Here is a 15984-nt window from a genome sequence, read left to right on the forward strand (position 1 = left end):
TGGGCACAGTGATGGTGATGAGGAGGTTGCCCGTGGCATTGCCCCCGTTGACTTCCTGGAGCTGGATGAGCATGCCTTTGGTTTCGCCCGGGGCAAAGTTGCCGCTGGGCATATTGATGAGGGGGGATAGGTCGGGTCCGGCCAGGGCGGTGAGGCTGACGATGGCCGACTGGGAGCAGGCTCCCGTGGTACCCACGACGGTAAATGTCTGGACGCCAGCGGTGGTGAGGCTGGCCGATGTGGCCGATGTGTTGGAGGGTGTGGTGAAGCTGGCGGTGGTTGGCGCTGTCCACTGGTAAGCGGATGCTCCGGTGGCCGATAGGCTGACGGTGACGCCCACATTGGCCTGGGGTAGGGAAGCCCCCGCCGACAGGGTCAGGGCGGCCATGGAGGTGACAGTGGTGGAGGTTATGGCCGAGCATCCACTGCTGTTGAGGGCGGTCAGGGAGTAGATACCTGGGCTGGCAACGGTGGCTGTATTGCCAGCGCTACCGCCCAATTGGCTGGCCCCGGTACTGAAGTGGTAGGCGCTGCTGCCGGTGCTGGCCGTCAAAGTGACACTGGTCAGTGAGCAGGTGAGGGGGCCATTGTTGGTTAAACTCAGCGAAGGGGGTGGGTTGACGGTCAGGCTGAAGGTGGTACTAGTTAGACTGTTGCAGGCTCCGGTCACCACCACTGAATAACTGCCCTGATCAGTCGTCTGAGCGGCTGGCAGGTTGAGGGTAGCTGCCGTTTGATCGGTCAGCGCATTTCCCTCTTTATACCACTGGTAGCCAGTGACGGTACCACTGACACTAACCGGGACAGAGACGGCACTACCTACGCAAACGGCAGATCCCGAGGCTAATGTGGAGGTAAAGGCGATGGCCGTGCCGGGGTTTCCCTGATATTCGACGGCTCCCATGTCGACGCGTCCGCTGTTGAAGAAGCGGGGGTTGCCGTCCAGGTCGGTAGTTATACCGCTCAATCCCGTCGCCGAATTGAGCCCAGCGTTGATCGCTGGGGAACAGGCATTGAGGGCCACACTGGCGGTAGAAGCAAAGGGGGAGGTGGTGGTCGTCAGATTATTTCCCCCGTCAGTATAGCTGGTGATCGTATTGTCGAACAGGCTGTAGCTGGCCGTTAAGCCAGCGGAATTTGGGGTATTAATGGCGCTGGCTCCCCCATTATTGAATACCACACAGTTGTTCATCGCTGTACGACCCCTACTAGAAGTAGTAGACATTAATGCGCCATTAGGAGCCGTGTTTCCCTGGAAGGAGCAGTTAGTGAACGACGGGCTGCCATTATGATGAGTGGCCCCGCCATAAGTCGATGAGTTTGTTTGGAAAGAGCAGTTAATGAACATCGAGTTGCCATCATGATAAATAGCCCCGCCGTAAGTCGCCGAGTTTGTTTGGAAGGCGCAGTTAGTAACCTTTGAATTGCTATAATCGATCTTGATTGCCCCGCCGTAAGTCGCCGAATTTGATTTGAAAAAGCAGTTTGTGATCGGTGGACTGTCTCCAATGTAGATTGCTCCGCCCTCCCAATAAGCGGCATTATTCAGGAAGTGGCAGTTAATAATCGGGGAATTGTTACTACCAGGCCCATTGCAGACGGCCCCTCCATATTGCCCGGCTGAGTTGTTGAGGAAGGCAGAGTTAGTGATCACTATGCCGCCAAATTCGGTGAATGAGCCTCCTCCGTATATACTAGCTGAGTTGTCGAAAATGGTACAGTTCGTAACCTGTGGAGTGCTTGATGTACTGTAAATGCCTCCTCCGTATGCTTTAGTGATAGTTACACCAATATCATTAATAATACTAAAACCATTTCCATCTGCTTTACCCCCTGTAATTACAAAACCATCCAGGATGGCCGAATAGTTGAGCCTGATGTTGATAATAACGTGGTAGCTATTGTCAGATTTGTCCCCCACCGTCCCAATGTCGCCACTGAGTGTCGTGCTGGAAGGATTGTTTGTTAGCGGATTAATGGTCGGTCGGTCGCTGATGTTTTGCTCATTACCTACAAAGCCGCCGTAGATGGCCACGCCGTTTTTCATGGCAAAGCTGATGGTGCGACTGTCGGGACCCGTGGTGGTGGTGGGTTTGTAAACCCCGGCTGCCACCCAGACCTGGCCACCACCATTAGTGGCTACATAGTCAATGGCTCCCTGCAGGCTGGTGGTGCTGGCCGCCCAACTCGTGGCACTGGCCGGAGCCGAGACCCCCGTTGTGGATACATACCGCGTGATTTGGGCAAAGGCAGTGGTGCTGGCTAGCCAGCTCAGCAAAAGCCCGAAGACCAACACGTTTCGTATGTTCAGGAGAACGAAACGATTTGATGGGGTATAAGGAGTGAATGCGTTCAGTTTACGGTAAAGCAGCGTTTTCATACAGATGGATTTAGCCAGTGTGTTGGGGATTCGGGTTTATAAAATCAGTCGTACGGGTTAGGTATAATAAGTGGCTTATCGATTGGTGGTCAGCCGATAGGCCAGTTTCTGAACGGGCAGATGAGCCAGATCTTCCTGAATAAGCGCGAGCCGACGACGGGCAATGGGCAGCACAGTCTGATCGGCCATGCTCACATAGCCATGGCGGCTGAAAGGGATCGACAAATGGAGACTGCGGGCGTAGGTTGGGTTGATCAGCGCCTGTTTATGAATACGGATGAAGCCCGGCCAGCGCTCTTCGTACCACTTGAGTGTATGCGACATGAGCACCATCTGGCCATTGGCGAGATGGATATGGCAATAATTGACATCGCCTGTCAAATAAAGAATCTGCGAGGGGCAGGTTCGGAACTGGGCTCCTTTCGTGGCGGGGTGTGCTTTCAGGTTCATGAGTTGGGGGTGTTTTACCCGATGGGCAATCAGCACACTGACTGATTGCCCATCGGGTGCTACCTAGGCTACAATCCGTTCAGGATGCGAGCGTATACATTGTTACTGGCATTTTTGTCGTAGGTACTGGCCGAATCGTTTTGCACATTGATGGTGATGTTGCCTACCGATCCGCTATTAGCCGTGGTTCTGACCAGGATGAAGCCTACCACCGATTGGCTGTTGGCTGCGATGAACACCCCCGGCCTGATGGTCAGGCTCATCTGCTGGCCGTTGGGGCTGGAGGTGAGTAGCCAGTCAGCATTGTTGACTGGCACGGGTTTGGGGTCGGGCCCTGGTACGACGGTGGAGGTCAGTGTATTGTCGAATGCCAGGGTGTAACCCGAAGGGGCCGACAGGTTGATGGTGATGTTGCCTGCCGAGGTGGGCAACCCCCCCACCTCCTGGACCTGAACGACGAAGTTCTTGGAGGCTCCGGGTGTACTGGGGAAGTTGGCATCGGGTAGCAGCATAATAGGGCTCAGATCGGGTCCGGTGGTATTGATGGTTATACCGATAGCGGCCGTTGCCGAGCATCCATTGGTGGTTGCTGAGAGAGAAAGGGTAGTGGCACTGGTGAGGTTGGTCAGTACCAGCGGGTTGTTGGTTGAACCATTGCTCCACAGGTAGCTATTGGCTGTGGCAGCGGTGAGGGTGAGGCTGCCTCCACTGGCGATGGTACTGCTGGGGGTTGGCGTAATGGTTGCTGTGGGAGGGGTATTGATGGTGAGGCTAAAGGCGATGCTGGTGAGGCTGTTGCAGGCCCCGGAGACGACCAGTGAATAACTGCCCTGATCAGTCGTCTGAGCGGCTGACAGGCTGAGGCTGGAGGTGGTTTGGCCAGTCAGCGCATTGTCCTCTTTATACCACTGGTAGCCGGTGACGGTCCCGCTGACACTAACCGGGACAGAGACGGCACTACCTACGCAAACGGCAGATCCCGAAGCCAGTGTCGAGGTGAAGGCGATGGGCGTGTTGGGGTTCCCCTGATATTCGACGGCTCCCATGTCGATTCGTCCGTTGTTGAAGAAGCGGGGGTTGCTGGCCAGGTCGGAGTTTCCTACAGTGGTGGAGGTAGTAGCCGGATCACCAGCGTTGATGGCGGGTGAGCAGGTATTGAGGGCTACGCTGGCGGTAGAGGTAAAGGGCGAGGTGGTGGTCGTGCGGTTATTGCCCCCATCGGTATAGCCGGTCACGGTGTTATCGAACAAACTGTAGCTGGCTGTTACGGTAGCAGTCTGAACCGCAATGGATTTAGCGCCCCCGTTGTTCCACAGTACACAGTTGATCAGGCTGGGGTTGGCTACTCCTCCAGAGCCATAGTTACTAAGGGCGCCCCCCTGGGTAGTGGCCGAATTGGACAGAAACGAGCAGTTGGTCAGCACTGGGCTGCTTTTGCCAGCCAGGCCAAAATTCACGATTGCCCCTCCGTCGCTGGTGCTTGAGTTATTGAGAAACGAGCAGTTGGTCAGCACTGGATTGCTGTTGCCCCCCACGCCGTAATTGTAGATGGCCCCGCCCCCGTTGGCTGAATTAGCCACGAAGCTACAGTTGGTCAGGGTAGGGTTGCTATTGCCCGAGGCTCCATTATTATAGATGGCCCCGCCCTGACCGGGGGACGAGTTATTGAGAAACAGGCAGTTGATAAGCGCTGGGCTGCTGTTGCCAAAACCACTATTATAGATGGCCCCGCCCTGGTCGGCTGAATTATTCACAAAAGCGCAGTTGCGGATGGTGGGGCTACAGACCTGTCCGGCTGCGGTGGTTAGATTGAAGATGGCTCCCCCGGCGCTGGCCTTGCCGCCGGTAATGACAAATCCATCCAGGACGGCGGAGCTTATAATGCCATCGGAGTTAAAGATGACGGAGCCGGTGCCACCCCCCAGCGTTGAACTGGAGGGATTATCGCTCACCGGGTTGACGTTGGGTCGGTCGGAGAGGGTGGTTTCATTGCCGACAAACCCGCCGTAGATGGTCACTCCGTTTAGCATTCGGAAGAATCCGTCGGGCTTGTAGGTGCCCTGGGCAACCCAGATTTCGGTTAGTTTTTGGGTGCTGGTGTATCTGAGGGCACTTTGCAGGTCGTTGAAGGCATCGGCCCAGTTCAGGCCTGTATTGTTGCCACTGGCGTTGGCTTTCACATACAATCGAGTGGGCTGTATCGTTAGCGTGTAGGCATAGTCGTAGTAAATAGCCGGGTTATAAATGAGCCGGACGCGAACGGTATAGCTACTACCTGCTGTTGTGGCCACTGTGCCTGTACCACTCGTAACGGAGAAAGGTTCTGAACTGATGGTGGTGAAGGCTGGGGTTCCGCTGAAGCTGCTACCCGCCACAATAGCGTACTCCACAGTGTTGGTGCTGTTGTTGAAATCGCCCGTCAGGTCGATGCTCACACTGCCGTTGGTGGCCCCATTGGCTGGTTGGGTAGCGGTGATGGTGGGTGCAAAAGCGACTGCTGTACCCAGGCATTCGACAATCACTTGCCCCCCGGCATTGTTATTGTCCGCTGTGTTGTTCTGGTTGGTGCCATAATTGATGGACGTACCTCCATCCCCTGTATAAAATGTATTCGTCGAACGGCCTCCTTCTCCACCACTGTAACCGCCCCCTCCAGCCGAATTCGTAATGTCGCTATATTGACCTCCCCCTCCCCCTCCATAACCTCCACCCCCGTTTCCACCTATATCTGTAGATACAAACTCTCCACCAACTCCGCCTGCGCCGTTAAAGCCAGCCCCTCCACCACCCGGAGCTCTTGCAAATCCGTTTGTGAATCCATCACCACCCTTACTGAATAAACCACCACCGCCAGCACAGAAATTTCCTGCCCCCCCCTGACCAGTACCTGCTACTAGACTACCTCCCTTTACTCCATAATAACCAGAGCCACTACCCGCCCCAGCAATGAGTAAAGGGGTAGAAGCCGCCTGTAAACGAGCTCCACTGCCTCCGCCACCCCCACCTTGTGCCCGACCGATAGCGTCAGCTCCCGCAGCTCCTGCGATCAACTCGATAGCCTGCCCATTGTTTAGTATAAATTCACCGATTACGGTGGCCCCGGAACCTCCTGAGCCCCTGTTGCCACTTCCCCCTTTGGCCCCTTTAGCGGTTATTCGGACTTTGTAAGGGCCGCCGGCGGAGGGGGCGGTCCAGGTACCTGTGGTGCCTAGTGTACTAGCAGTCGGCGAGGAAATTGTGACCGAAGTAGGACAGGCCTGGGCGAGTGCCTTTAAGTTGGTTAGCAGAAAAATCGTGATCGTAATAAGAAGCTGATACCAGCTATTCTTTGAGGAAAGTGAATGTAGAGCGTTCATGCGAGTAGTTCGGAATGAGTAAATAGTCGGTAGTAAAAGATGATGCGCTCAGTAAGCACACACCCGGCTTATCTGATGGTGTTCGATGGTGTAAATCAGGCAAATGGGATAAACTGTATCGGGGTTGGTGGTCAGGCCTTCAACCACGACATGGTAGGCTCCAGCCGAATAGAGTTGTCGAAGGGTAAATTGCCCCGGATGGTAGATCTGTAATAGCTGACGGTAATTGGCCAGAAAGTTGGAGCGGGGCAGTTCCTGTTCGGCGGCCCCCAGCGCCCGGCCCCGGTAGCGTACCCTGGGGGCAAAGAGTTTGTGCAGCCCCGTCCAGTCCTGCCGATTGATGCAGGCATGTACGGAGCGGGTTAGTTGCAGGTTGAGGGCCTGGGCCTGACGCAGATCGGGCGGGGCCAATTCACCGCAGGCTATCAACCACAAAGCCAGCAAAAAAGGAATTAAAAAACGGAAGGACATGGCAGCAGCGATGGGCTAATTTGATGCTGCCAAATTGGGAGGTCGGTAAGAAAAAGGCGTTAGCTATTCGTTCAAAAACGTTTGGTAGGGTTGCATGGACGAAAAAAACTTCGTGTATTGGTGCATTTGTAGTCGAAAATGACCGCTTAGTTGAGTTGGTATTGATGCAGGATGGCCTGGAAGACGGCTTGCTTTCGGTACGGTTTAAAGAGCGGGCTCAGTTTCATATCGCGGTGATAGAAGCCTCCGTCGGCGGCTTTTTTGAGGTAGTAAAGGCAACTGTCGTCCTCGGTTAGCCCCGCAAACACGACTGCCCGGTCATAGTCACCACGGGGAGTTTTGGGTAAGTGTGACAACCAGGTCAGCGCCTGACCGCGTTTGCCTTGCCGGGCCAGACAGTACATCGCCACCGATTCGTAATTTTTGTAGGCTGGATTGAGTTGGTGCAGTCTGTTGAAACTGACCGTTGCCTGTCTATAGTCGGCCAGGTTCAGGTAGTAATACCCCTTGCCAAGGTGATAGATAAACGCTTGGTCGAAAATACCTTCCCCACTGCGTATGGCTGCCTGTGCTTTGGCTTTATCACCCAGAAAAACACAGTTCAAAATATGGCCCGTTAACATAACCGGATACAAGGGGTCCAGTTCGATAGCCCGCTGGCTATAGCGGACGGCTTCGGGCAGGCGGCCCAGCGACCGCAGCAACAGGCTGTACCAGTACGTAAGCTGAGCGTCGTTGGGGCTATGCTGAAGGCCAATCCGAAATGCATTCTCGGCCGCTTTCCACTGGTAGCTGTTGTGATAAAGTGACCCTAGTGCCCCATAAGCCGTGCTGTTGGAAGGGTCGAGCCGAATAGCCGTGAGAGCAGCCTGCTCAGAGGGACCATACGTCGCTTTGACATCGGCGTAGTTCAGTACCCACAGCAGCATGTAGGCGTTAGCCTTGTAGGCATAGGCTTCAGCAAAGGTCGAGTCTAGCCGCAAGGCAGCATCAAACCGACTGATGCTGTTTAGCAGACCCGAATTGGTTCGGTCAATCATCAGCTGGCGGCCCTGCAAAAACAGGTTATAAGCTGCCAGGTTTCGGGTTCGGGCTGGTTGACGGGCTAGCGCAACCCCTCCGGTCAGGGTATCAGTAGGCAAACCTCCAGCCGATTGGGGTCTGGCTGAACTAACCATCCGGTTGAGTTGGGTGGTCACATCCTGCACCATCTGGTCGGTCATTGAAAACAACGTAGCATATTCACCCCGGTAAACCTTCTGCCACTCCCGGATGTCGTCCTGAGTGTTAATGAGTTCGAGTTTTACCTGGAGTTGGCGGCCCGTTTTCAGCACACTTCCTTTCAATAAATGAGCCACATGAAGTTCGTCGCCAATTTGCCAGCTGGTTTTCTGGGTATTACGATATTGATCCGATGAGGACCGGGCAATGACCGTCAGGTTTTTCAGCAGGGTCACGGAGGCATAAATCTCGTCCATAACGCCTTCGCAGGCTGGACTGCTGTCGGCGTCACCCAGGTTTACAAACGGCACCAGAGCCAGTGAGTTAACGGCCGTACCGTCGATCAAACCTGGCTCGTTGGGTCGCTTTAGCCAGTATATGACCAGCCCAGCCAGAAACAGTAGGCTCCCGCCAACGCCCAGGAGGAGTCGTCGGCGGGAGTTGCTGAACCAGCCCCTCGGTGGTTGAATAGGGTTGGGCAGCGCCAGCGTGGGTGAATCAAGAGCTGGTTCCTCGATAGGGTCCACGGGTTCTTCGGCTTCCTCCGGACAATGTTTTTTTCGGAATTCGGTGGGGGAGAGGCCAAACTCCTCGGCAAAATAGGTACTCAGGTTCTGTGGACTAGTGAGGCCTACGCGGTCGCATATTTCCGAAATCCGTAGATCGGTTTCCAGGAGCAATTCTCTGGTTTTGAGTAGCCTGCGTTTTCGGAGGTAGCGGGTCGTGGAGAGCTGCGTCTCGTCTTTGACAATCCGGTAAAGTTGCGAACGACTCACACTCAGATGCTGGCAAATTGCCTCCAGGGTGAATGAAGGATCCTCGAGCCGCTGGTCAATCAGCTTATCGAGTTGATCAAGCAGGGGTGAGCCACTGGTATTCATGAGCAGGCTCAGCGTTGATCGATCGTTTGGGTAAACCTGCCTGTGTTCGTTTCCGGCAGCTTCCTGAACCGCCGTCGATCAGATACGAAGCGGGAGGGACCAGTTGGTTGCTTAATCGCTCGATTTATGGATGGACTATGCTGGCTTACTGACCGGAGAAATCGATTCAGTGAAAAGGCTGGATCGGCCAGGTATAGGCTGATGTGTGGTTGACGGTATTGGAAAAGGATACAGAAACTGAGAGTACTCACAATCGATAATGTCCGTGCTTTTTGGGTCAGGAAAGTTAAGGATTTATGCCTGAAAGACTAGTATTTGTTGACAAATTAATAAATGTAGTTATCTGAAGTTTGGTTTTAGGTTACCTAGTACTGGAGCAAAGGATCGGTTCCGACGTATTCGCTTCATCCGGCAGATTTTCCTGTTGAGACTCCTCTTTCGACAGTTGGTGCATGAGTTACTTCGGCAGGTGGTACCTGTCGGCCATCTTTGCATCATCAGACCGGCAGCAACCGGCTAGTAAAATCCTCTTATAACCAAAAACAACAAATACAATGAGCACACGACTCTCTTTTCGCATTTTTACGATCCTGGCGATTCTGTTCGTAGCGTCTTTATCGGCCTGCAAAAAAACGGATACGGATTTGAATCCCGATCTGGGCGCCCGGGTAGCAGGTACCTACACGTTCTCCGAACTGGCAACGGGTGGAAAAACCTATCCGGCCAGCGAAACAAACCTGAAAGGTACGATTACGGTAACCCGCCAGTCGGCAACAACGGTATCGATCAAAATGAATCTGTTGCTGAAGTCGACCAATGAAGTCTATGCCGATGATGCCGCCAGCAATGTGTCGGTTGTAGAAACGGGCGGAACGGTCGAGTTACAGTACAACAACAACGTGATTGCCAAGATAAACGGAAATAAACTGAGTGTGGAAGGTGAAGACGGCACGGGTGAAGTGTTTACCATCTCGGCTACCAAATAACTGTACGGATTGATCTGTATCTGATGGTAAGATGTTGACTATCCGTGTGGATTATTCCGAATGTTGGAAATGACTTTGTAAAAGCCCCTGTTATAGTTGGCGAATCATAGGACTTTATCATGGTAGGGCTCCTTTGAGAGTTTGGTGAAACAGTTACATTTTGAATATGATTTGATACTTTTAATGGGTAAGCCCAAATAATAAATTATTTTTTTTTAAATGTAGTGTAATTAAAAACGTGATTTATCTATGTGTCACTGATAGGATACCGATACACCAACATGGGAGACAAATTCCCTATGCGGTCTTTCGGTATTCTTCATGTGTATTCACTAAAATCAAGTTTTATGAAACTACTCTTGTACCGAAACACACACACCAACTCGTTCCCTCACGTCGTTGCCTTACTCGGTTGCCTGTTTCTTCTGTTTCAACAATCGGTCAGTGCACAGAACCCATCCTGGCAGTCGGCAGTATCGGTCAGTAATCCTTTATCTGCGACTTCCGCAGCTACTACCATTGCTGCGTCAACTTATGATAACAATGGGCACCTGTTTGTGACAGGTTCTTTTAATTATGAGGTTACGTTTCCCACTACCACAGGGAATACTACGTTAAATGGTACGCCGGATGGTAACTCAGCTATGTTTGTAGGCAAATGGGACCTAGCTGCCTCTAAATGGATCTGGGTCACTTCGGCAAATAATGTTGGCAGCGTTGGGATTGCTGTTAGTGGGTCAAATGTTTATGTATCGGGTAGCTTTGGTTTGACTTCGGCCATAATCGCCGGGGTTACTCTTACCAACGCCGGCACTAGTGGTAGCGATATTTTTCTGGCTAAATATGTTGATAATGGGAACTCGGTCAGCAATGGTTGGGCTATCAGTGCGGGTGGTACCAGTACGAATGAAACCGGTTATGCCGTAGCTGCCAGTGGTAGTAGTGTCTATTTGACGGGCCGTTTCTCTGGTACAGCCACCATTGCCGGCAGTCAGTTTACGAGCAATGGCGGTAGCGATATTTTTCTGGCTAAATATACTGACAATGGCACGTCTGTGTCAAGCAATTGGGCTACTGCCGCCGGTGGTAGCGCAAATGATGTGGTGCGGGCAATCACCTTAAATGGCTCCAGTATTTACATTGGGGGAACCTTTGTTAATTCGATGGCGCTGAATGGGAGTACATTGACCTCGTCCAGTACAACAGATGTGGATGTTTTCGTTGCTAAATTTACCGATAACGGTTCGTCGGTGAGTGGAGTCTGGGCCACCAAGGGGGGGGGCTCTGGCGGAAATGACTCGCTGTTTGGCCTTACGAACAACGGTTCTGATATTTACTTCACAGGTGGAATTTATCAGAATGGAACAGTGGCGGGTACCCAACTTAGCAATGGCTACGGCTCATCGTTTAATTTATACCTGGCTAAAGTAACCGATGCTGGGACATCTGTCACCAATCGTTGGGCCACGGGTGTAGCGTCGGCTAGTAATCAAAGTACGGGGAACGCAGTGCAAGTGAGTGGGTCAACTATATATGTGGCTGGCTTGTTTTCCGGAACGGTTACCATTGCCAACTCTACCGTAACCGGAACGGGTGGTACCAACAGTAACGATGCGTTAGTAGCACGCTTTACCGACAATGGCAATACCGTGTCGGGTGCTGGAGCCCTAAATGGAGGTAGTTCCAGTTCAGATGTGGCGGTATCGATCCACGTCAATGGTACGACGGTCTATACCAGTGGTTTTGCTCGCACTGGAGCAACCTTTGGTGCGTATACACTGAGTTCGACTGGAACGAGTGTGATAAGTTTTATTGCCTCTGCCAATTTCCCCGCTTCCGGGCCGAGTGCTACGGGTTTTGCGGCTGTCGATAACACCGTTTGTGTCGGATCACCTATCACGTTTACGGCCACAATCGGCAACACATCAGGGGCCTATTCGTATACGGTAACCAATGGCAGCTCTACCACCACGGGCTCTTCGTCCAGTGCTTCCTTCAGTCAGTCGATGCTAGCCAGTGGTTCAGGTAATCAGAATTTTACGCTGACAATCAGCAACAATAGCCAGACCGCTTCAGGTTCAACCGCCGTGACCATTAATGCCTTACCTACGGCCAACATTCTGGCTCCGGCCAGCACTACCCTCACCTGTACCACCACCAGTATAAGTCTTACGGCAACGGGTGGGGGCACCTATCGTTGGGACAACGCATCTACGAATGCTATCAGAAGTGTTACTGGGCCGGGAACGTATACAGTAACCGTAACATCTGTAGATGGCTGTACGGCAGTAGACACTCAGATAATTAACAGCAATACTACGGCACCTACGGCCAACATTCTGACTCCGGCCAGCACCACCCTCACCTGTACCACTACCAGCCTAAGCCTGACCGCTACGGGTGGAGGCACCTATCGATGGACCAACAACAGCACGGGAAACACGCTGGCCGTGAATACGGCTAATACCTATTCGGTGACAGTGACGGGCGCTAATGGCTGTACGGCTGTGGACTCGCAGGTGATTGACGCCAACACCACGGCACCTACGGCCAACATTCTGACTCCGGCCAGCACCACCCTCACCTGTACCACCACCAGCCTGAGCCTGACCGCTACGGGCGGAGGCACCTATCGATGGACCAATAACAGCACGGGAAACACGCTGGCCGTGAATACGGCTAATACCTATTCGGTGACAGTGACGGGCGCCAATGGCTGTACGGCTACTACTAGCACTATTGTCTTTAGTAATACGGCGCTTTCTGTTTCGGCGGGAGCTAACCTGTCCATGGCCAACGTGGGGGTAGTGGTGAGTTTAACTGCGTCTGGGGGTAGTTCGTACCAGTGGATAGCGCCAGCAACAGCCTCGTTTACAACACCAGCTTCGAGTTCAGCGGTTTCGGCCAGTTTAACCACCACTGGTATTCAGACCTTCACCGTCATTGCTACCAGCGGTGCGTGTAGTCAGGCGGCTCTTGTGAGTGTTACGGCTCTGTCAGGCCCTGATCTGTCGCCCATTATAAACTTACTTGATGCTAATTTCTCGGCTGGTGACAGTAAAAACTTTCTGGTTCAATTACAGGAAGTAAACGGGGCGACGTCTACCGGGAATATCATTATTACCATCACCGTACCAGTAGGCTATACAGTAACCTTCAATAGTTCGCTGACCAGTATGATTATATCAGGGGGAGGTACCAATGCGGTTACTGTGCAAAATAATAAATGGACCGTTAGCAATAATCGCGATAACCAGCAGCTAAGTTTATCCATCAACAGTGGGGAGTCGGTGGGGGCTAGTTCAACCCAGAATCTGGGCTTTACTGTCACCCGGACAACAGCGAATTCGGGCAGTGTATCTAACATAACCGTCAATGTAGCTGATGATTCGGGTAACCAGTATGATGTAAACCGGCTTAATAATGTTTTTGCCCGTATTCTGAACGGCATATAGCCATGTAGTATAAGGTCTAATTTGAATCATCCCCAATGTTTATGGTAAGTCTGCTATCTTCTGAATGGGTAGTTCAGGCTTATCATCAACGTTCGGGATGATTCAATAAAGTACAGTTCGTTAGTGATGGCCGCGTCCTGAACCGCTTTTCTTACCACCTCCCGATGTTTTGTTGACCGTTGCCCAGGCCCGGCGTTCCGCTTCTTCGTGCGATACGCCACGGTCTTCATACCCTTCTTCGATGTGTTCGGCCTGCCGTTTTTGCTTGTCGGTATACGCCGATTTGTCTCCTTTTGGCATAATTAATAGGTGTTTTGTTGCATACCGGGATAACCCACTCCCAGCAGTTTTGTTAGCTACCCAACCGCGATAATTAGGTAATGATCCGGCTGAATCAGATGGCTTTTGCGGGACTGAGTAAGGGCAGGCGAACGATGAAATAGTGTCCATCGTCGGAGACAACCGGTGTGATGTGTGTAAGGAGTCGATATTTGGCGGTTATGTTCGACAGGCCGACCTGATTCGATAGAACCCGTCCGGTTTTTCGCTGAAGGTTGTTTAGTACCAGCAGTTGGCCGTCCTCTGTAGTTTTAATGTCGATGGTAAGCGGTTTACTAGCCAGTATGATATTGTGTTTGACCGCATTTTCGACCAGCATCTGTAGCGTGAGCGGAGGAAGCAGGAAGTTAGTGTAGCGGGGGGATACATCGATGCTTAGAAAAATACCGGCCCCGTAGCGGGTTTTAAGCAGGTGAAAATAGGATTCAATAAATGACAATTCGGTTTGCAGCATTGTGAGGGAGCCTGCATTGGTTTGTAGCAGGTATCGATACACATTCGCCATCTGATCGACAAATTCTTCGGCCTTTTCGGGGTCATCATCAATCAACGATGATAGCGTATTCAGGCTATTAAACAGAAAATGGGGGTTTACCTGGCTCTTCAGGCTTTCCAACTGACTCTGAATATTTATTTTCTTCAACTGCTCTTTCTCAAAAGTATTCTCTCTCCATTTTTTCAGCGAATAGGAGCTTTCGTCGATACTTACCGAAAGTAGATTTGCCAGGATGTTGATCAGTAGAATACGGCTGATGGGTAATGCTGAATCATCATGGGTATAGCCGAACAAATGAAAATAGTCATATAGTCCGATCGTACCAAAAACAAAGCAGGGGGTTACCAGCATAAACGCTGTTAATAATCGCCAGACACGTTGCCAGGTCTGGTCCAGGTCGGGGTAGCGACGAATAACATCTTGCGTAAGTTGATCGAGTGTAAACAGACAGGTGCCAGCAATGGTCAGATTGAGGGTTGTTGCCGTAATAAATGTCTTTATGTCCGACCAGTAGCGTTCGCCTATGACCCAGTAGGTCAGGAGAGGTATAAACCAGGGGAACAATAACAGAAAATGCCATTGAGTCTGGGGACGAATGTGCGGTAAACGCCGACAGAAAGCTGCAACGGACTGAATCATGATAAACGGACTAAACCGGACCGAATTGTTACGACTGCAAATAGAGACTATTTTTTGAGAACGACACCTGCTTTCAGCTTGAAGTGTCGTTTCTGCAGGCTGTCTCGTTGAAAACGGAACAGGAACCGTTTATAGGTGACTTCTGTCCGTAGTGTTCAGCAGACTAATGACGGACGTAGTGGTATAGATAACCAGGAAGTAATAATAAATAAAGACTTTTCTGTAATGTTTTGGCAGTCAGTATCTTATGAATACGTGTGCATTTGGCCTAATTTTTGTCTTTGGGAGGCTTATCAGGATTGATGTACCTCTTTTTCAATAGTAAGATGACATATGGCCAATGATACATCTGTAGCAGCTTTAAATAGTGAGTTTACCCCCGAATCTATTGTTTACGATACGTACGTATCGGCCGCCAATGCTGATTTTACGCCTGTAGGCGATATTCCGGTTCAAATGATAGTTGCCAACCCCAATCTGTTCTCACCGGCAGTTCAGTGGAGTAATGGCAAAGCCCGAATTGTGAATACTGCTCAGTTTACGCTGAATCCCGGAGAGTCGACGTTTTATTTCATTGGCGGAATGCCCGCCGTTAAGAGCTTACCGACTACGTATGACTTCAGGCCGGGCGATAGCATCTCGATTCAGTTGGCTGTTGCGTGGAACACCGACCATCCGTTTAACTGGACAAGACGGGCTTTTGTACAGTTGTTTCTGGGGACTGATCCGCCCCAAACGGACTCATCCGTTCTGCCCTATCGCATTACACGACCATCCTGGCTGGCACCAACCGACATCTGGCAGTCACGCGGTTCGAAAGATGCGCCTTCGTTTACCATTCCCGACAACCGGATTTTTACGATTGTTCGTAAACGATTTGACACCGCATCCGACAGTGTAGTATCAGCACGCAGAGGGGGAGTGGTTGCCGCCATGGATACGAATCTCGGCAATAGTCAGCGGGTAAACTGGACGCACAGCATCAACCTGGCTGTGTCGGGTGCCCCTGGCCCTTACACCGGCACCGAAGCCGGGGCATACCCCGCCAAAAGCCTCAGCAACGACGACATCAACCGCGCCAGCAATACCATTCCCTGCGCACTCTTCGAAGCCAACGAAATTCAGGAGGGAGTTTATGGGATGCCCGACACCGCACCCCAATACACTGCCTGGTACGAAGCCCGAAAACGAAAATACGCTGACCCTACCCTCAATTCATTAGGCATTCCCTACCGAGACTTTGGCACCTATGGCGGCACAGCCAACTACAATGGCGACCCCTGGAACTATCAGGTACCGGGCGGTGGCAA

The 15984-nt window shown here is 51.9% G+C and carries 9 protein-coding genes and 1 pseudogene; 3 read left to right on the top strand and 7 right to left on the bottom strand.

From position 1 onward, the window contains the following. From BGO59_RS05380 to BGO59_RS05400, 5 genes are all read right to left on the bottom strand, one after another. A partial coding sequence (locus BGO59_RS05380) for a right-handed parallel beta-helix repeat-containing protein (RefSeq protein WP_293681714.1) occupies positions 1–2380 on the bottom strand: 2380 nt, incomplete at its 3' end. Between the two features lie 75 nt (positions 2381–2455). Then, the gene (locus BGO59_RS05385) at positions 2456–2830 is read right to left on the bottom strand and encodes a LytTR family DNA-binding domain-containing protein (protein ID WP_293681717.1); all 375 of its coding nucleotides are present in this window, start codon (positions 2828–2830) and stop codon (positions 2456–2458) included. Between the two features lie 68 nt (positions 2831–2898). Next, positions 2899–6186 carry a choice-of-anchor Q domain-containing protein gene (locus tag BGO59_RS05390; protein ID WP_293681720.1) on the bottom strand — a complete coding sequence of 1096 codons (3288 nt, stop codon included), beginning with the start codon at positions 6184–6186 and terminating at the stop codon, positions 2899–2901. 48 nt (positions 6187–6234) lie between these two features. Further along, positions 6235–6657, bottom strand: a complete 423-nt coding sequence (locus BGO59_RS05395; protein ID WP_293681722.1) for a nuclear transport factor 2 family protein — start codon at positions 6655–6657, stop codon at positions 6235–6237. 146 nt (positions 6658–6803) lie between these two features. Then, positions 6804–8759 carry a helix-turn-helix domain-containing protein gene (locus tag BGO59_RS05400; RefSeq protein ID WP_293681725.1) on the bottom strand — a complete coding sequence of 652 codons (1956 nt, stop codon included), beginning with the start codon at positions 8757–8759 and terminating at the stop codon, positions 6804–6806. Between the two features lie 554 nt (positions 8760–9313). Between BGO59_RS05400 and BGO59_RS05405 the strand changes: the two genes are divergently transcribed. Together BGO59_RS05405 and BGO59_RS05410 are read left to right on the top strand one after the other, a co-directional pair. After that, entirely contained in the window at positions 9314–9745 is a 432-nt protein-coding gene (locus BGO59_RS05405) for a hypothetical protein (protein ID WP_293681728.1), read from the top strand. A 347-nt stretch (positions 9746–10092) separates the two neighbouring features. Beyond that, on the top strand, positions 10093–13200 hold the full coding sequence (locus tag BGO59_RS05410; protein WP_293681731.1) for a hypothetical protein: 3108 nt from the start codon (positions 10093–10095) through the stop codon (positions 13198–13200). Positions 13201–13320: 120 nt separating this feature from the next. On the opposite strand, the gene BGO59_RS05415 is transcribed toward BGO59_RS05410, so the two are convergent. Together BGO59_RS05415 and BGO59_RS05420 are read right to left on the bottom strand one after the other, a co-directional pair. Then, positions 13321–13500, bottom strand: coding sequence for a hypothetical protein (locus BGO59_RS05415; RefSeq protein WP_293681734.1), 180 nt, complete (start codon positions 13498–13500; stop codon positions 13321–13323). 94 nt (positions 13501–13594) lie between these two features. Beyond that, positions 13595–14674: a sensor histidine kinase gene (locus tag BGO59_RS05420; RefSeq protein ID WP_293681737.1), complete on the bottom strand. Its 1080-nt coding sequence runs from the start codon at positions 14672–14674 to the stop codon at positions 13595–13597. A 333-nt stretch (positions 14675–15007) separates the two neighbouring features. On the opposite strand from BGO59_RS05420, the pseudogene BGO59_RS05425 reads away from it, so the two are divergent. Continuing rightward, positions 15008–15984 (top strand): annotated as a pseudogene (locus BGO59_RS05425) (hypothetical protein); the annotation flags it as partial.

This window comes from Spirosoma sp. 48-14, assembly GCF_001898575.1.
In the GTDB taxonomy this organism is placed as follows: Bacteria; Bacteroidota; Bacteroidia; order Cytophagales; family Spirosomataceae; genus Spirosoma.

What these genes read in the sequence shown, in the direction of transcription:
- BGO59_RS05385 (WP_293681717.1), bottom strand. Translation starts at nt 2,830, where the DNA reads ATGAACCTGAAAGCACACCCCGCCACGAAAGGAGCCCAGTTCCGAACC.
- BGO59_RS05390 (WP_293681720.1), bottom strand. Translation starts at nt 6,186, where the DNA reads ATGAACGCTCTACATTCACTTTCCTCAAAGAATAGCTGGTATCAGCTT.
- BGO59_RS05395 (WP_293681722.1), bottom strand. Translation starts at nt 6,657, where the DNA reads ATGTCCTTCCGTTTTTTAATTCCTTTTTTGCTGGCTTTGTGGTTGATA.
- BGO59_RS05400 (WP_293681725.1), bottom strand. Translation starts at nt 8,759, where the DNA reads ATGAATACCAGTGGCTCACCCCTGCTTGATCAACTCGATAAGCTGATT.
- BGO59_RS05405 (WP_293681728.1), top strand. Translation starts at nt 9,314, where the DNA reads ATGAGCACACGACTCTCTTTTCGCATTTTTACGATCCTGGCGATTCTG.
- BGO59_RS05410 (WP_293681731.1), top strand. Translation starts at nt 10,093, where the DNA reads ATGAAACTACTCTTGTACCGAAACACACACACCAACTCGTTCCCTCAC.
- BGO59_RS05415 (WP_293681734.1), bottom strand. Translation starts at nt 13,500, where the DNA reads ATGCCAAAAGGAGACAAATCGGCGTATACCGACAAGCAAAAACGGCAG.
- BGO59_RS05420 (WP_293681737.1), bottom strand. Translation starts at nt 14,674, where the DNA reads ATGATTCAGTCCGTTGCAGCTTTCTGTCGGCGTTTACCGCACATTCGT.